15 protein-coding genes are annotated in these 17,570 nt (G+C 60.3%); 8 read left to right on the forward strand and 7 right to left on the reverse strand.

What is annotated here, in order from left to right; translation table 11 throughout:
- A complete protein-coding gene (locus AO353_RS22315) occupies window positions 1-1,212 on the reverse strand; it encodes an MFS transporter (protein WP_054596916.1) in 1,212 nt (403 codons plus the stop codon).
- Between the two features lie 542 nt (window positions 1,213-1,754).
- Here AO353_RS22315 and AO353_RS22325 point away from each other — a divergent pair.
- The gene (locus AO353_RS22325) at window positions 1,755-2,504 is read left to right on the forward strand and encodes an SDR family NAD(P)-dependent oxidoreductase (RefSeq protein ID WP_054596918.1); all 750 of its coding nucleotides are present in this window, start codon (window positions 1,755-1,757) and stop codon (window positions 2,502-2,504) included.
- Here the strand turns inward: AO353_RS22325 and AO353_RS22330 are convergent.
- Window positions 2,501-3,421: an AraC family transcriptional regulator gene (locus tag AO353_RS22330; protein ID WP_054596919.1), complete on the reverse strand. Its 921-nt coding sequence runs from the start codon at window positions 3,419-3,421 to the stop codon at window positions 2,501-2,503. The two genes, AO353_RS22325 and AO353_RS22330, sit on opposite strands and share 4 nt — an antisense overlap.
- A 91-nt stretch (window positions 3,422-3,512) precedes the next feature.
- Between AO353_RS22330 and AO353_RS22335 the strand changes: the two genes are divergently transcribed.
- From AO353_RS22335 to nahK, 3 genes are all read left to right on the forward strand, one after another.
- Window positions 3,513-4,985, forward strand: a complete 1,473-nt coding sequence (locus AO353_RS22335; RefSeq protein WP_054596920.1) for an aldehyde dehydrogenase family protein — start codon at window positions 3,513-3,515, stop codon at window positions 4,983-4,985.
- 361 nt (window positions 4,986-5,346) lie between these two features.
- Window positions 5,347-6,510 carry a nitric oxide-sensing protein NosP gene (nosP, locus tag AO353_RS22340; protein ID WP_054596921.1) on the forward strand — a complete coding sequence of 388 codons (1,164 nt, stop codon included), beginning with the start codon at window positions 5,347-5,349 and terminating at the stop codon, window positions 6,508-6,510.
- Window positions 6,440-9,073: a hybrid sensor histidine kinase/response regulator NahK/ErcS' gene (gene nahK, locus AO353_RS22345; protein ID WP_371917647.1), complete on the forward strand. Its 2,634-nt coding sequence runs from the start codon at window positions 6,440-6,442 to the stop codon at window positions 9,071-9,073. The genes nosP and nahK overlap by 71 nt, the downstream gene beginning before the upstream one ends.
- A 60-nt stretch (window positions 9,074-9,133) precedes the next feature.
- On the opposite strand, the gene AO353_RS22350 is transcribed toward nahK, so the two are convergent.
- From AO353_RS22350 to AO353_RS22370, 5 genes are all read right to left on the reverse strand, one after another.
- A complete protein-coding gene (locus AO353_RS22350) occupies window positions 9,134-9,799 on the reverse strand; it encodes a response regulator transcription factor (protein WP_054596923.1) in 666 nt (221 codons plus the stop codon).
- 195 nt (window positions 9,800-9,994) lie between these two features.
- The gene (locus AO353_RS22355; protein WP_054596924.1) at window positions 9,995-10,786 is read right to left on the reverse strand and encodes an ABC transporter permease; all 792 of its coding nucleotides are present in this window, start codon (window positions 10,784-10,786) and stop codon (window positions 9,995-9,997) included.
- Window positions 10,783-11,538 (reverse strand): ABC transporter ATP-binding protein, encoded by a 756-nt coding sequence (locus AO353_RS22360; protein WP_054596925.1) that lies wholly within the window; start codon window positions 11,536-11,538, stop codon window positions 10,783-10,785. The genes AO353_RS22355 and AO353_RS22360 overlap by 4 nt, the downstream gene beginning before the upstream one ends.
- Complete coding sequence (locus tag AO353_RS22365; protein ID WP_054596926.1) at window positions 11,535-12,494, reverse strand: YVTN family beta-propeller repeat protein; 960 nt, start codon at window positions 12,492-12,494, stop codon at window positions 11,535-11,537. Before AO353_RS22365 ends, AO353_RS22360 begins: the two co-directional genes overlap by 4 nt.
- A 30-nt stretch (window positions 12,495-12,524) precedes the next feature.
- Window positions 12,525-13,709 (reverse strand): ABC transporter substrate-binding protein, encoded by a 1,185-nt coding sequence (locus AO353_RS22370; RefSeq protein WP_054596927.1) that lies wholly within the window; start codon window positions 13,707-13,709, stop codon window positions 12,525-12,527.
- A gap of 154 nt (window positions 13,710-13,863) precedes the next feature.
- Between AO353_RS22370 and AO353_RS31885 the strand changes: the two genes are divergently transcribed.
- From AO353_RS31885 to AO353_RS22385, 4 genes are all read left to right on the forward strand, one after another.
- Window positions 13,864-13,986, forward strand: coding sequence for a hypothetical protein (locus tag AO353_RS31885; protein ID WP_256583907.1), 123 nt, complete (start codon window positions 13,864-13,866; stop codon window positions 13,984-13,986).
- 160 nt (window positions 13,987-14,146) lie between these two features.
- Complete coding sequence (gene pedF / locus AO353_RS22375; RefSeq protein WP_054596928.1) at window positions 14,147-14,608, forward strand: cytochrome c-550 PedF; 462 nt, start codon at window positions 14,147-14,149, stop codon at window positions 14,606-14,608.
- A 3-nt stretch (window positions 14,609-14,611) separates the two neighbouring features.
- Window positions 14,612-15,487, forward strand: a complete 876-nt coding sequence (locus AO353_RS22380) for a substrate-binding periplasmic protein (RefSeq protein WP_054596929.1) — start codon at window positions 14,612-14,614, stop codon at window positions 15,485-15,487.
- Window positions 15,488-15,690: 203 nt separating this feature from the next.
- Window positions 15,691-17,466: a PQQ-dependent methanol/ethanol family dehydrogenase gene (locus tag AO353_RS22385; protein ID WP_054596930.1), complete on the forward strand. Its 1,776-nt coding sequence runs from the start codon at window positions 15,691-15,693 to the stop codon at window positions 17,464-17,466.
- Window positions 17,467-17,570: the final 104 nt, after the last annotated feature.

Here is a 17,570-nt window from a genome sequence, read left to right on the forward strand (position 1 = left end):
TCAGGCTGGCCAGCGTCGAGAGAACGCGGTTCTTGTAGAGAGCACAATCAGGCCCATCCCGATAACGAGGAATACGCTGAGGGAAACGGTGACGGCTTGGGCTATACCCAGCACATCCACCATGAGCCCTAATGGAATCGGGACCGCGTTAAACAGGTAAACCGTGATGTAGAAATAGGAAACCAGCTTGGCGTGGCTATGAGCCGGAACCAGTTGGTTTATCAGCCTGGCACTGCCGACGAAGATTGCCCCGTAAGCGTAGCCACCGACAACCAACCCCACAGCACCAAGCATCAGCGAGTGGTTGTAAAACGCCGCCAGCAGGATCAGGAATGTCACGCTTTGGGCTGCCAGGCCAGATAGGAGGGTGCGGCGAGCATCCAGCCGTTGGCAGAGCAATTGACTGGCACCGGCGATCAGCAGGTACACCGAAATACCATAGCCAAACGCGCCACGGTCACTTAAATTCAGCTGCTGTTCGGCAGCTCCCGGGCCGATGACAAAGACGCAGGCGGCAAAAGACCAACTGAAAAATACCGACCAGGCGCACAGGTGAAAGGGGGGCCCGCTTCCTTCGAATGCATCGCGCAGACTCCTCGGATGCTCCTGCATTGCCTTGGGCTGTGCTGCGTCCTTCTTCTGTCGTGGCCACAGCGCCAGGGTGCCCACGGTCGTGGTCACCACCAGGGCCATGATCAGCCAGAAGGGTAGACCCACCGGATAAAGATCCAGTTGCAAGGCGGCGCTGCTCAACACTGGACCGAGTGCCAGCCCGGTGACCATGGCCAACGTGGCCAGCAAGGCCGCCAGCTTGCCATTGTCATCAGGGCCGAAGTGCTTCAGCGCTACGTTAATGCTGGCGGTCAGCGTCCCGGTGCCCAACCCTGCTACCAGACGGGCAGCGCACAGGTACCACAGCGAGCTGCCTTGGGAAAACAGCCAGGCACCGATGAGGACCAGCACGGTGGCTGGTATCAGAAAAGTACGCTGGTCTTTCGTGCGCCCGGCCACACGGGCCATGGTCACCAGTGACAACAGTACCCCGGCGCCATACGCACCAAAGATAAAGGTCAAGTCCACAGCGCTGAGTAGCAGGTGTTCTTTGTAAAAAGGGTACAGCGGTGTTGGGGCACTGCTGTTCATGAGCGACGCCATCAATGATAGTGCCAAAAACAACAGGAAGCCGTTTCTTTGATGGGTAGTTACAGGCATGACTCTCCCCGCCCGACCTTTTGGGCTTTTACCGAAATGAAAGATTTGGTGCGTACGGCTTACATGATTTTTGCGGGCTTCACCCGCCCGCCAAATGATAGGTCTTCGGGTAGTAAGCACCATGCCTGAAACCCCAGGCTTTATTCGTTATCGTCCAGGCATATCCAGGGGGGAGCGATCCTGGGGGGACAGGGTGAATGGATAAAGTCTAATCACGGCGGCAAGCCTCATTATCTGGTTCAGTGTCTTCTTGGCTAACGGCTGAACGGTGCAACAGTTTGCCGGGCGAGGCGTTGGCTTCAGTCAAGATCGGCAAACGCTCGAACACATGGGATGGAACTCACGTTGATCTATATCGCTTTGATGCCGTTGCTGATTTCGCTGCTGTTCTTGTACTTGGCACTGTGGCGTTGGCGATCACTGAAGCGCTTAGGCGTCTGGACGATAACGAAAGTATTTTGGAGCACCAGCTATTACCCCTTCAAGTCGCCGCTCATAAGCTGTGTTCAGTGTTTCTGAACCTGCAAGCGAAGGATTTGATGATGAAAAAACTGCACAGGAAAATCGCTCTGGTCACCGGTTCGTCCAAAGGCATCGGCGCGGCGATCGCCAGGCAACTGGCCAAAGATGGCGCGACGGTGATCGTCAACTATACCCGTAGCCGAGAAGATGCTGATCGGGTGGTTTCACAGATTCTGGAAACGGGTGCCAGGGCCTATGCCATCCGGGCTGACGTCTCCAATGCCCTTGAAGTGAAGGCACTGTTCAAGGCCATCGTTCATGAGCATGGCCATATCGATATCCTGGTGAACAATGCTGGTGTCTATGCTACTGGTGCATTGGCTGAAATCACCGAACAGGAGTTCAATCGCCAGTTCAACCTGAATGTTCTGGGCTTGATCCAATGCACCCAGGAAGCTGTCGCCGTTTTCAATCCCAAGGGCGGCAGCATCATCAATATCAGCTCCAGCGTCACCTCGTTCACCCCCGCCAACTCGACGGTCTATACCGCCTCCAAGGGCGCGGTGGATGCCATTACCAAGACCCTGGCCAACGAACTGGGCCCGAAGAATATCCGGGTCAATTCGGTCAATCCAGGCCTGGTGGTCACGGAAGGCGTGCATGCCAGCGGCTTCTTCGAGGACGCATTCCGCCAGAAGATCGAGGCTATTACTCCGTTGGGCCGTATCGGCAGCCCCGAGGACATCGCGCCAGCTGTCGCTTTCCTGGCTTCTGACGATGCTGGCTGGATCACCGGCGAGATCCTGGTGATTGGCGGGGGGCTGCATTAAGCCTGGACGGCTTGCTCGCGCTGGTACTGGCGTGGCGATTGCGACATGACTCGTTTGAACGCGGTACTGAAGGCGCTCTCCGACTCATAGCCCAGGGAGAAGGCGATGGTCGATACCGAGTCGCTGGAGTTTCTCAGGCGATCACCGGCCAGCAGCATGCGCCAGTGAGTCAGGTACTCCATCGGGGCATCGCCGACGATCTGTTTGAAACGTAGCGCGAAGGCAGACCGGGACATGTTCGCCAGGCGTGCCAGTTTTTCGACGGTCCATCGGTAGGAAGGCTCGGCATGCATGGCGCTCAAGGCGGCGCTGAGATTGCGGTCCGCCAGGCCGAAGAACCAGCCCATACCGGAGCTGTCCAGGGTGGCGAGGTGAGCGCGCAGCACCTCCACCAACATGATGTGTGCCAGGTGCTCATTCATCAGCGACCGGCCGGGCTGACGATGTTGCAATTCTGAAGTGAAACGCTCCAGAGCCCAGCGCAGCAGTGATGCTTCAGGTGAGTCAACCGGCACATGAACCAGCGAGGGCAGGGTGCTGAGCAGGAACTGGGTCGGGATCCCGGTGAAGTCGAAACGCCCGCCCACCAGTTGCACTTCGTCGCCACCGTGGTCGAGGGTGATTTCGTCCTTGGCCAGGATCTGGAAGTGGCCTTCGGAGTCCCTGGCCGGTACCGACAGGTCGCTGGACAGAGTAAACGGCACGCCACGGGTCATCAGGAAGCAATCGCCTTGCTGGAGTTGTTGCGGCGCGTGCTCGCCTTTGACCTGCAACCAGCAACTGCCCTTCACCACGGCGGTGAATTTGATGCCTTCGTTCCTGGGGAAGTTGAACGCCCAATCGCCGCCCAATCTCAAGGTTGCCGAGTGGTAATTGCGAATTCTCAACAGTGAAAGCACACCGGAAAGTGGGTCCATGGGGCACCTTTTTGGACGAAAAGCAAAATATTGGAAGCCTAGCACATCGATTGTCCTGGGCGGACGCATTAATTAAGCAGAGGACTTGATGATGAACATCGAACTGGATCGCTCATACGGACCACTTATCAACGGCATATTTGAAACCCCTGGCGATCGTCCATTCGCCGCCATTGATCCGGCCACGGGTAAACATCTGGCGGATATCCATTACTGCAACGAGCAGGATGTGAACCGTGCAGTCCTGGCGGCCCAGGACGCCTATCCGGCATGGAGAGCACAAGGACAACAGGCCCGGGCGCGACTAATCAACCTGTTGGCCGATGCAATTGAAGCCCACAGCGAACGCCTGGCCCGCATCGACTCCCATGACGTGGGTCGCTGCATCAGCGAAGTGCGCAAGGACTACCTGACCGCTGTGCGCTACTACCGCTACTTTGCCTCGGTGATCATGGCCCATGAAGATTCCGGGCGGGAGATCGAAGGTGGCTATGCAATCGCCAAGCGCGAACCGCTGGGCGTCTGTGGGCAGATCATTCCTTGGAATGCCCCGGCGATCATGGCGGCGTTCAAGCTGGCGCCGGCGTTGGTGGCGGGGAATACCGTGGTGTTAAAACTGGATGAAAATGCTTCGCTGTCGACCCTTGAACTTGGCAAGTTGATCAACGGCATCCTACCGCCTGGTGTGGTAAACATGGTCACGGGGTTGGGGGCGGTGGTCGGTGCGGCTTTGAGTCAACATCCCCTGGTAAGAAAGCTGTCCTTCACCGGCAGCACCGAAGTCGGCAGGACCGTTGCCAAGGTAGCTGCCGAGCGCTTGGTACCCGTTACTCTGGAGTTGGGTGGCAAGAGTGCCAATATCGTGTTCCCCGATATTGACGATATGGATACCGTGGTCGACAACGCAACCTTCGCAGCCATTCACAATAATGGGCAGTCATGCCTGGCGGGTACACGACTGTTTGTGCACGCGGATATCGCCGATGCGTTCAGAGAGAAATTGATTGCCTCGTTCAAGCGGGTCAAGGTCGGCTCACCACAAGACGAGAGCGTACGCGTCAGTTGCCTGGTCAACGCCCGCCAAGGCGAGAAGGTGCTGGAGTACATCGACATCGGGCTCAAGGAAGGCGCCGAACTGCTTGCCGGTGGGGGGCGGGCGCAAGTGCCAGGTTGCGAGTATGGGTACTTTATCCAACCGACCCTGCTATTGGCGCGCAATGACATGAGGATCTGTCAGGAGGAAATCTTTGGCCCGGTGCTGTCGATGATCATCTGGGACGACTACGAAACCATGATCGCCCAGGCGAACGATACAGAGTATGGATTGGCGTCCGGTATCTACACCTGCAACCTCAAGCATGCAATGGAAACGGCGGGGCGGTTGGAGGCAGGCTCGGTATGGATCAACCGCTACTCAAATATCACCGATGGCACTGCGTTTGGTGGCTATAAAAACAGTGGGATCGGCAGGGAGTTTTGCCGGGAAACACTGAATGCCTATACCCAAGTGAAGACCATTACGGTTCAGAGTGAGGTGCCTGCAATCTGGTTTTCCCCACGTTAACAAACAAGCTTTAAAAAGCTGCTTGCTCCTTAGGGGCAGACAGTTAATGAGAGGGTCACCCCACGCCCTGCGAGAGCTCCGCTTTCGCGGGGTGTTTTGTTTTCGGAGGCTGACCTGGTAAACCCCGATCATCCGACCGGCTGTCTTTGCAGGCTCGATCTCCAGCATCGTCGCCTGCTGCAGCGCCTGCACAGATACATTCTGTCGGCACCGCCGAAGGCTGCGATCCTTCGGCGGCAACGTCTGATCGACCGGCCTTTTCATCCCATGGAAGCGGCTAACCCCTACCCAAGTAGCATTCGTGGCAGCCGGCAGGCTTCGTACACTCAGGCCTCGTATTGCGCGCCGGCAGGAGGCGAAGATGCAGCAGGCCCAGAACGAGGGTGTCGTCAGTGCAATGTCCCAGGCGACCGATGCCCGGCTGGTGGCCCAGGAACTGGCGCGACAGCTGTTGCATCCGCACTTGGGCTTCGTGCTGTTTTTCTGTTCTGCCGAATACGATTTGCAGGCGCTGGGCGAAGCCCTGGAGCAGAGTTTCGGCGGTATCCGCCTGGTGGGTTGCACCAGCGCCGGTGAAATCACTCCCCTTGGCTATGGCCGCAATTGCGTGACAGCGGTCGGTTTTGATCATCGGCACTTTTCCATCGCCACCGAACGGATCGACGAAATGGAGCGCTTCAGCCTGATCGACGCCCAACGGATGGTCGAGAGGCTGGTCAGCGACTGTCGCAGCAACACCCTGGCGCCGATCAAGGGCAACAGCTTCGCCCTGACCCTGCTTGATGGCCTGTCCAGTCGTGAGGAGATGGTCCTGGCTGCCTTGAGCGCAGCACTGGGGGACATTCCGCATTTCGGTGGCTCAGCCGGCGACGACAATTACCTGACTCACACTCACGTCTATTTCGAGGGTGAATTCCACTGCGGCGCGGCGGTGGTGGTGCTGGTCAATACCTGGCTGGATTTCGAAGTGTTCACCACCCATCACATCCTGCCCCGCGAAGAGAAACTGGTGGTGACGGGTGCTGACAGTGCCCAGCGTCGGGTCTTCGAGCTTAACGCCGAGCCCGCTGCCGAAGAGTACGCGCGCCACATCGGTGTGCCGGTGGCCGAGCTCGATCACCGGGTATTCGCCGCCCACCCGCTGGCGGTGCGGATCCACGACCAGTATTACGTGCGGGCGATCCAGCAGGTTCATCCGGACCTGAGCCTGAGTTTTTATTGTGCGGTGGAGAACGGCATCGTGCTGACCGCCATGACCCCCGGGCCCATGCTGCCGAATCTGCAACATTTGTTCGACGGTTTGCAGGCGCGTCTCGGCGAGCTGCTGCTGACCATCGGTTGCGATTGTTTTCTCCGGCGCCTGGAGCTGGAAGGCGGTAATGGCCTGGAACAGATCGGCGCGTTCTTGCGCGAGCAGCGGGTGATGGGTTTCAACACCTATGGAGAACAGTTCAATGGCATGCACATCAACCAAACCTTCACCGGAGTTGCCATTGCCCGGAACCGAACCCCTGTCAGCCGTTGAACTGCAACAGCAGGTCGCCCGACTGCAGCATGAGAACCGCAAGTTACAGCGCATCAATGACGCGCTGATCGAGCGGATCGAGTCCGGGGTGACGCGGGGCAACGACCCTTATTCGGCATTTCAGCATTCGGTGGTGCTGGCCGAGCAGGTCCGCGAGCGCACCGATGCATTGAACCAGGCCATGGCCGAACTCAAGGCCGGCAATCACTTGCTCAGCGAAGCCCGGCTACGGGCCGAAACCGCTCACCGGTATCTGATCGATGCGATCGAGAGCATCTCCGATGCCTTCGTGCTGTTCGATGAAGACCAGCGCATTGTGCTGTTCAATAGCCGATTCAAGGCATTCTGGGCCAACAGCAAGGTGCGGATTATCGCTGGCATGCGGCTGGCCGAGGTCAAGCGACTGATGACCGCCACCGGGCTGTTCAACGAAGAACCGCGAGGCCATGCCGACGAGCAACTGCTCTATCGGCTGCAGAGCGGTTGTTGGCTGCAAGTCAGCGAGCGCTCCACCCGGGAAGGCGGGCGGGTGATGCTGTTTACCGACATCACTGAGGTCAAGCTCAGCGAAACCGTGCGCCGCGAACAGGCTGTCGCGCAAAAATCCCGTCTGTTGCAGCGAGCGGTGGACAACCTGTCCCAAGGGGTGGCCATGGTCAGCGCCGAGGGCATCCTGGAGTTGTGGAACCGGCGCTTTCTCGAACTCAGCGGCCTGGCGCCGGTGGCCGCTCACCGGCCCTTTGCCGAGGTGATCGGCGACAGTGAGTTGCGCCTGCTGACCCCGGACAGTCGCGACGATAACGGGAGGATCATCCACGAATGCGAGCAGCGCCTTTACGACGGACGGGTACTGGAAATCCGCACCCATCCGCTGCCCACCGGCGGCTTCGTCAACACCTTCACCGACATCACCGAGCGCTATCAGCATGCCGAGGCCCTCAGTGAGAGCGAGCGCTGGATTCGCCTGATCACCGACCATGTACCGGCGCTGATCGCCTATCTGAATGCCGACCTGGTCTACGAGTTCACCAACAAGGTTTATGAAGAATGGTATTGCTGGCCACGGGGCGTGATGCTCGGCCAGAGTCTGCGCGAGGTGCACAGCGAACAGCACTATCAGCGGCTGGAGAGCTATGTGGCGCGGGCCTTGGCGGGTGAAAGCGTGACCTTTGAGGTGGCCGAAACCAACATCAATAATCAGGAGCGCTACATGCTGCGCTCCTATGTCCCGAACCGTCTGGCCAGTGGTGAGGTGGTGGGGATTTTTGTGCTGATTCGCGACATCACCGAGCGTCGCAGAACGGCGCAAGCGCTGCACCAGGCCTATCAGAATCTGGAGCTGCGGGTGCGCGAACGCACGGCCGAACTGACCACCCTGAATGACCAGTTGCTGCGCGAGATCGACGAACGCAGTCGGGTCGAATCGCGCTTGCGCGAGGCCAAGCTGGAGGCCGAACAGGCCAACCTGTCGAAAACCAAATTCCTCGCTGCCGTCAGTCATGATCTGCTGCAACCGTTGAACGCGGCGCGGCTGTTTACCAGTGCGCTGCTTGAGCGCCGCGAGCCGGTAGCCAATGCGACACTGGTGCGCAATGTCAGCAATTCCCTGGAGGATGTGGAGAATCTGCTGGGCACACTGGTGGATATTTCCAAGCTCGATGCCGGGGTGATCAAGGCCGATATCGCGCCGTTCGCCCTCAGCGAATTGATCGACAACCTGGCCACCGAATATGCCCAGATAGCACGCAGCGAAGGGCTTGAGTTGCACTTCGTGGCCTGCTCGGCGCTGGTGCGCAGCGACATCCAGCTCTTGGCGCGGATCCTGCGTAACCTGCTGAGCAATGCGATTCGCTACACCCCCGGCGGCCGGGTAGTGCTGGGCTGCCGACGGCATCGTCGGCACCTGTCGATCGAAGTCTGGGACAGCGGCATCGGGATCGCCGAGGAGCGTCTGGAAGAAATTTTCCAGGAATTCAAACGCGGTGATGTGCAGCGGCCGAACCTGGATCGCGGGTTGGGCCTGGGCTTGGCTATCGTCGAGAAGATATCCAGCATCCTCGGCCACCGGATTCGGGTGCGTTCGTGGCCGGGCAAGGGCTCGATGTTTGCCGTCGAAGTCCCTCTCAGCGCCACCGCGCCCAAGGCTCAGCCGAGCCCGGTGATCAGCGAGCCGATGCTCGAACGCCTGCGCGGTGCGCGGGTGTGGGTGCTGGACAACGATGCTGCGATTTGTGCCGGTATGCGGACCTTGCTGGAAGGCTGGGGCTGCCTGGTGGTCACTGCATTATCGGAAGAGGACCTGGCGCGTCAGGTGGACAATTACCATGCCGAAGCCGACCTGCTGATCGCCGACTACCACCTGGATAACGACTGCAACGGTGTCGATGCCGTGGCGCGGATCAACGCGCGTCGGGCCCTGCCGATACCGGCGATGATGATCACTGCCAACTACAGCAACGAACTCAAGCAACAGATCCGCGAACGCGGCCACACCCTGATGCACAAGCCGGTGCGGCCGATGAAACTCAAGACTGCGATGAGCCATCTGCTCGGACAGCCTTGAGGCGCGATCGAAGAGCAAAAGATCGCAGCCTGCGATCTTTTGCTCTCGCGCCAGAAGAACCTAGCGCCGCAGATAAGCGCCGAAGTCGATATCCCCGGCACTGAGGATCGCTTGCACCCGGTTGTGCACGTTGAGCTTGCGCAGGATCGCCGAGACGTGGGCCTTGACCGTGGTTTCGGCGATGTCCAGGGTGTAGGCGATCTGCTTGTTCGATTCACCCTTGGTCATGCGTTCGAGCACCAGCAGTTGCTTGCGGGTCAGGGCCTGGAGCAATTCGGGAGGAAAGCTCGGGGTTTCGCTCATGCGTCGAGTGAAGGCGCTTTTTTGCGTGCGAATGATGTCCGGCGGCAGGTAAACGTTGCCGTTGAGGATCTGCTCGATCGCCTCGGTCATTTGCGAGCGTGGCGAAGACTTGGTGATAAAGCCCACGGCGCCATAGGTGATGGCTTGCAGTACCACCTGCTTGTCCTGCTCGGCAGAGACGATCACCACCGGAATGGTCGGCGCCTCGTTGCGCAGATTGATCAGGCCATTGAGGCCGTGCATGCCGGGCATGTTCAAATCCAGCAGGATCAGGTCCAGGTCGTCGTGCTGCCGGGTCAGCGTCAGGGCGCTCTCGAGGTCGGCGGTCTCCATCACCTCGCTGCCCGGAAAGCCGTCGCTGATAACGTTGTGAATGGCTTCGCGAAACAGCGGGTGATCGTCGGCAATCAGAATTTTATACATGGCCTTTCACCTCGTTATTGTGATTAGGGTGGGGCAGGGTTCTCAGGCTATGGCGTCAGGGAAAGGGGCTGCCGGCGACGCAAGGCACTCGGCACAGGCTCTCATCCTGTTTGTCATGGACCCATTACATGCCAGGGACGGTGCTTTGTGAATGCGACCATAGATAAGAAAACCAGTACTAAAGTAGGAGACGGGTTATCCGGCCTTGCGTAACGCCGCATGCTGGGGATTGAAAGTCAGCACCGCAAGCGAGCTGAACAGCAGGGTCAGCCCCAGGCACACCGCCAATGCCAGCAGATTGAGGCGTTCGTACAGGGCAAAACGCACCAGCTCCACCGCATGGGTGAACGGGTTCAGGGCACAGAGCCAGTATAACCACTGGCTGGCCTCGAGCATCTTCCACAACGGATACAGGGCCGATGACAGGAAAAACAGCGGGAAGATCACGAAATTCATTACCCCGGCAAAGTTCTCCAACTGGCGAATCGCGTTGGACAGCAGCAGCCCCAGGGCGCTGAGCATCAGGGCCACCAGCAGCAGCACCGGTAATGCCAGCAGCAGTCCCGCCGCCGGTGGTTGCACGCCGTACAGCCAGGCGATGGCGAGGAAAGCATAAACCTGCAACAGGGAAATCAACGAGGTGGCCACTAATTTGCTGCCCAGCAGAAAGGCTCGCGGCAGAGGGCTGGTCAGCAGCACCCGCATGCTACCCATCTCCCGGTCGTAGACCATCGACAGCGAGCCCTGCATACCGTTGAACAGCAGGATCATGCAGGCCAGGCCCGGGATGATGTACACCTCATAGGGAATGTAGGTGTCGTAGGGTTCGATAATCGCGATACCCAAGGCAGCGCGAAATCCTGCGGCGAACACCAGCAGCCACAGTAGCGGGCGCACCAGGGCGCTAAGAAAACGCGTGCGTTGCAACACGAAGCGCAGCCATTCGCGCAACACGATACCGCTGAAACACCGCCAGTATGCGTTCATCGGGTGCTGACTCCGGTAGTGGCCGCGAGGCCTGGTGAAGGGGTGAGGCGGGCGAAAGCGGCATCAAGGTCGCCGCCGTGCTCCCGGCTCAGTGCGTCCGCCTGTCCGCTGGCGACCAGCCGGCCCTGATGGAGGATCAGCAGGTCATCGTTGGGGTGCACTTCGTCCAGCAGGTGGGTGGTCCAGAGCGCACTGATCTGTTGTTCGTGACACAGTGTGCGAATGTGCCGATTGAGCGCCAGGCGGCTGGCCGGGTCGAGGCCGGCACTGGCTTCATCCAGCAGCAGCAAGCGCGGTTCGTGGAGCAGGGCGCGGGCAATTTCCACCCGCCGACGATGCCCGCCATTGAGTTCACGAACCCGTTCGTGCCGTCGCTCGCTCAGGCTTTGGCGCGCCAGTTCGGCATCGACCCGCCTCTGGCTCTGGCCGCGCGACAAACCCTGCAACGCGGCGTGATAGCGCAGGTTCTGTTCAATGCTCAGGTCCAGGTCCAGAGTGCTTTGCTGGAACACCACCCCCAATTGACGCAAGGCCGGGCGCGCGGCGTTGCGCAACGAGCAACCGCCGACTCGAATGTCCCCGCGTTGCAGGTCATAGAGCCGGGTGAGCAGGGCGATCAGCGTTGACTTGCCCGCGCCGTTGGGCCCCAGCAGTGCCGCGAAACGCCCGGGCGCCAGGCTGAAACTGACCTGTTTCAGTGCTTCGCGCGGGCCGTAGGCGAAGCTCACGTCGCAGACATCAAGGGCGTTCATGGCGTGACCACCACACCCCATGGGTAGCGTCCGACCTTCACCGATTTGATGACTTTGAGGCTGTTGACATCGATCACCGATACATCGCCGCTGACCCCGTTGGTCGCCAGCAACTGGCTCTGATCCGGGGTAAACGACATTTGCCAGACGCGTCGCCCGACCAACAGGTAGTCGAGGATTTCGAAGGTTTTGGCATCGATGACCGCCACATGGTTGGCCGGGCCCAGTGCGACGAAGGCGTACTTGCCGTCGGCGCTGAGCTTGACGCCCACCGGCTGTACTTTGTCCGGGTGCACGCCCTTGATCTGGAACTTCAGGGTCTTGAGGATCTTGCGGGTCGCCACATCGAGAATGGTTACGGTGCCGCCGATTTCGGCGGAAGCCCAGAGTTGCGAGCCATCCCGATTGAACTCGACGAAACGCGGCCGCTGATCCACCAGGGTGCTGTCGGTCAGGGTCTGGGTGCTGGTGTCGATCCAGTGCAGCATGTTCGTGGTTTCACTGGTGTTGACCGCCCACTTGCCGTCGGGGCTGACCGCCATGCCTTCGGGTTCGACGCCCACATTGACCTGGCCCAGGACCTTGGCGGTTTCGGTGTCGATCACCGTCACCAGTGCATCGTCCTCGTTGGAGACATACAGCCAGCGGTTGTTGGGGTGCAGGGCGAATTGCTCCGGGTCCTTGCCGGAGGGCAGCTCCTTGATGATCTTGCGGGTGGCCACATCCATCACCTGGACCCGGTCCGAGTCGCTGGCGCAGATGTACAGCAATTTATTGTCGTGGGACAGCAACAGCCCGCGCGGACGCTGGCCCACGGGCAGGGTCTCGGTGACTTGCAGGGTCTGCATGTCGATCAGGCTCAGGCTGTTGTCTTTCTCGTTGGAGACCCAGGCAGTGCTCGCCACGGCTTGCCCGGCGGCGAGCAGGAGGGCGCAAGTGAGCAGGGTGCGGCGCATGGCGGATTCCTTATTGTTGTGGTGGTGTGATCAGGGATAGCGGCAACTCACTTCAGGTTTGTCGAAACCCAGGCTGTCCATTTCATTGGTGGGGTGTAAAAAGCCGTCCTCGGGCGCGGTGCTGACCAGCGCTCGCGGCTGGACGATGGGGATCGGCTGGCGCAACTGGCCGTTCCATGGGCGATAGCTGAGTTTGCGGCCCTTGAAACCGTCCAGTGGCAACTGGTCACTGAGTTCCAGTTGGCGAATGGCCACCGGGTCGGTCTGGCGCAGTTTACTGACTGCGCTGGCGATGCTGCGCACGGCGACCCAGGCGGCGAAGTCGCGGTCGTTCATATTGCGTCCGGCCAGGGCTTCGAAGCGCTTCTGCAACTGGGCGGCCCCGTAGGTTTCCACGCTGTGGTGCCAGCCGGTTGGGGTCAGTCCCTGGGTGCCGGCCACGGGGCGCGGGTACCAGGTCTGGTAGGGGACGTATTCGCCGAAGTCGCCGCGCTCATCCGCCACCAGCACCACGTCGTATTCGGCGGTCTGGGTGAACAGGGGCATGTCGGCCTGGGCGCTGCGGCGCTGGTCGTTGTCGAACGTCCAGGGTTTCTCGGCGACGATCTTCAGCCCGAAGCGTTTCATGGCCCGTCGCAGAGCGGCGGCATAGGCCTGGTCTTCCGGCGTCTGACCGACGATCAGCAACGCCCGCTGCCATTTGCGCACCACCATGAACTGCACCAGTGCATCGGCCAGCATGGCCCGGCTGGGCAGACTGTGCAGCACGTTGGCCAGGCAGTCGGTGCTGCGCAGGCTGTCATCGGCACTGCCGGCATTGAACAGCAGGCTGTCGGGCAGGGCGGCGCTGAGCTGGCGCAGACTGTCCAGCGGCGCATTCACCACGAACAATCGCAGGCCTTGAGCGTGCTGGACTCTGGCGGCTTCGAGCAACGCTTCGGGACTGTCGACGACGGTGCTTTGCAGGTGATAGTCGTGTTTGAGAAAGCGCCCGGTGCTGTTGCTGTCGATGATTGCCAACTCGGCACCTCGCAGCCCCGCATCAGTGGGTTCGGGGATGACAGTGGACAGCAATGGTCCGGGATCGGGGCGATAACCCAGGTAGCCGATGCGCACTTGCAACGGGTCGTCGTCCGCCTGGCTCTGGGTGGCCAGCAACGCGGAGCAGGCAATCGCCAACCAATAGAACAGGGCGTAACCAATAAGCTGGCGCATAGGGCACTCCACTTCGTATGGCGCCAGCATAGGAAGTCCGGGAGGGCAGCGAAATATGCAGAAAGTACCAGTGAGCCAGTACCAAGGTCGTAACTTGCCGCGTGCGGCGCGGTTTTAGCATGGGTAACAGCCACCCACCCGGAGCACAACGATCATGCGAATTCTTAAAGCGTTGCTCCTGCCGTTGCTGCTGATCCTGAGCCTGATCGGCGTCGACAAACTGCACGGAGCCCGCCCTGTCTCCGTGCCGGTGGTCCCCGTGACCCCAGGGAATTAGGCGCGCAGGCCGCCGATCGCCCAGCGCTTCGCCACAAGCCCTACTACCAAGGGATGAGCGGGCGACCACCAAAGCAGCATTCGGATCGTGCCGCGCTGTTCCTAAGATGAGTCCGTAGCCTCTGTAGAGAGGTATTGCGTGCAATCTTGAGGGCAAAACAATGACAACAAAACGCAACGCCTTGCTGGTTGCCGGGCTGCTGACCGGCCTGTTCGGTGCCGGTGCAACCTGGGCTCATGGCAATGTGGTCCCCCAGGCAGTGGAAACCAAGGGCCTGACCCCGATCAAGGATGCCGGCGTGCAGGTCGATGCCGATGGCTGGGCTGCGGCGAACCCCTATCGGTCCTCCCCTGAACATGACAAGGCTCTGGAAATCGGCTCTTCGGCCTACAACCAGAACTGCGCCGCCTGCCATGGCCTGGAAGCCAAGTCCGGTGGTATTGCCCCCGACCTGCGCCTGCTGGATGTCGGCGAAGCGGGTGATGAATGGTTCGTCCAGCGTGTCCGTAATGGCGCGGTGCGCGACGGTCGGGTCTACATGCCGAAGATGGCCGACTACCTGAGCCAGGAAGCGCTGTGGGCGGTGCGCACTTACCTCGACAGCGTGCATGTCGAGCAATGACCCATGCGCCTGCTCGCGGTGTTCATCAGTGCAGTGTTGTTGTGTTGCCAGGCGGTGCAGGCGCAGGTCCGCACCTTTGACCAAATGATTGCCGAAGGGGAGCTGAAGGTCGCGGTCTACAAGGATTTCGCCCCCTACAGCTTCGAAGAGGCGGGCACGCCACGCGGGGTCGATGTTGAACTGGCCCAGGCCCTGGCCAAGGCGCTCGGTGTCCGTCTCACGCTGATCTGGGCGCCGCCGGGAGAAAAGCTCGACGACGATTTGCGCGACTACATCTGGCGCGGCAGCCAACTGCGCAACCAGCAGTTGGCCGACCTGATGATGCGCGTACCGTATGACCGCGACTACTCGCAAAAGCGCAACGAGCTCGGTGAGTTGGAGAACGGCCACGTAGTGATGTTCGGGCCTTACCAGAACGAGCAATGGCAGGTCGCTTACGACCGTCGTCGACTGGAGTCGGTAGGCAGCGTTGCAGTGTTCGAGCATCACTCCATCGGGGTTGAGGTCGACAGTGTGCCGTCGTTCTACCTGACCTCGGTGTTCAACGGCATGCTCAGGGCCAGTACTCATCACTATCCGGGGGTACCCCAGGCCTTTGCTGCCATGAAGGCCGGCGAGGTCGATGCGGTGATGGCGATGCGCGGCGAGATCGACTGGCAGGTGCACGAGGCGGCCGATCCGCAATTGGCGCTGGCAGAAAACGCCTACCCGAACATGGGCAAGCAGCTCTGGGAGATCGGCATGGCGGTGCATGAAAGCAACCGTCAGCTGGCCTATGCGGTAGAGGAAGCGCTGGAAGGCTTGATCCGCGACGGCACGCTCAAGGCGATTTACGCCAGCTATGGCCTGCGCTATGACGTACCCGACATGTACCAATAACCGATAGGCGTCATTGTGTCGGCTGTTGCGCTGCGGGCGAGCGCTGGCAGTATCGGCACTGACGCTCCTCTCATCCTCGATATGTACTAAGGAACTAGCAATCTCCGCACTGCGGGCAATTGTTGCACCGGCGGCGGCGCCCAAGAATCTGCGTCAGACCGGAGAAATTTCCGGGTACAACAATAACCGCAGAGGTAGCCGTCATGACCCACCCCGTACGTCGTCAACCCTTCGCCCTCAGTGTGCTGCTCAGTGCCATGTTGCTGTCCGGCTCGGCCCTGGCCGCCGTCACCGATCAGGACATTCTCCAGGACCCGAAAAACCCCGGGCAGGTCGTCACCAACGGCCTCGGCGTCCAGGGCCAGCGCTACAGTCCGCTGGACATCCTCAATGTCAATAACGTGAAGGAACTGCGCCCGGTCTGGGCCTTTTCGTTCGGCGGTGAAAAGCAGCGTGGTCAGCAGGCGCAGCCGATGGTCAAGGATGGCGTGATGTACATGACCGGATCCTACTCGCGGGTGTTTGCGGTGGATGCCCACACCGGCAAGAAACTCTGGCAGTACGATGCACGCCTGCCGGACGATATCCGGCCGTGCTGCGACGTGATCAACCGTGGTGTGGCGCTGTACGACGATCTGGTGATTTTCGGCACCCTGGACGCCAAGCTCGTGGCCCTGAACAAGGACACCGGCAAAGTGGTCTGGAGCAAGAAAGTCGCCGACCACAAGGAAGGCTACTCCATCAGCGCCGCACCGCTGGTAGTCAACGGCAAGCTGATCACCGGCGTGGCCGGCGGCGAGTTCGGGGTGGTGGGCAAGATCGAAGCCTACAACCCGAAAAACGGTGAGCTGCTGTGGACCCGGCCAACGGTCGAAGGGCACATGGGGTACGTCTACAAAGACGGCAAGGCCATCGAGAACGGCATCTCCGGAGGAGAGGCCGGCAAGACCTGGCCGGGTGACCTCTGGAAAACCGGCGGTGCTGCGCCCTGGCTCGGTGGCTACTACGACCCGGAAACCAATCTGCTGTTGTTCGGTACCGGCAACCCGGCACCGTGGAACTCCCACCTGCGCCCTGGCGACAACCTCTATTCCTCGTCGCGTCTGGCGCTGAACCCGGACGACGGCACCATCAAGTGGCACTTCCAGAGCACTCCGCACGATGGCTGGGACTTTGACGGCGTCAACGAGCTGATCTCGTTCAACTACAAGGACGGCGGCAAAGAGATCAAGGCAGCGGCCACCGCTGACCGCAACGGCTTCTTCTACGTGCTCGACCGCACCAACGGCAAGTTCATCCGTGGCTTCCCGTTTGTCGACAAGATCACCTGGGCCAGCGGCCTCGACAAGGACGGCCGGCCTATCTACAACGAAGCCAGCCGCCCGGGCGCGCCGGGCACAGAAGAAAAAGGCAGTTCGGTGTTTGTCGCACCGGCATTCCTCGGTGCGAAAAACTGGATGCCGATGGCCTACAACCAGGACACCGGACTGTTCTACGTACCGTCCAACGAATGGGGCATGGACATCTGGAACGAAGGCATCGCCTACAAGAAAGGCGCGGCATTCCTGGGCGCCGGCTTCACCATCAAACCGTTGAACGAAGACTACATCGGCGTGCTGCGCGCCATTGACCCGAAAACCGGCAAGGAAGTCTGGCGGCACAAAAACTACGCGCCGCTCTGGGGCGGGGTGCTGACCACCAAGGGCAACCTGGTGTTTACCGGTACGCCGGAAGGCTTCCTGCAGGCCTTCAACGCCAAAACCGGGGAAAAGGTCTGGGAGTTCCAGACCGGCTCCGGCGTGCTCGGCTCGCCGATTACCTGGGAGATGGATGGCGAGCAGTACGTCTCGGTGCTGTCCGGCTGGGGAGGTGCTGTCCCGTTGTGGGGTGGCGAAGTGGCCAAGCGGGTCAAGGACTTCAACCAGGGCGGCATGCTCTGGACCTTCAAACTGCCCAAGGACCTGGTGGCCAAGCATTGATCTGAGCCTGGAGGGGCCTGAATACCCTCAAGGCAAAACTACGACCAAATGACGAGAGTCCCCCTGCCAACGGCGCATTCGTCCGGGCTGTGGGGCTCTCTACT

Origin of the sequence: Pseudomonas fluorescens (genome assembly GCF_001307155.1) — a bacterium.
In the GTDB taxonomy this organism is placed as follows: Bacteria; Pseudomonadota; Gammaproteobacteria; order Pseudomonadales; family Pseudomonadaceae; genus Aquipseudomonas; species Aquipseudomonas helvetica.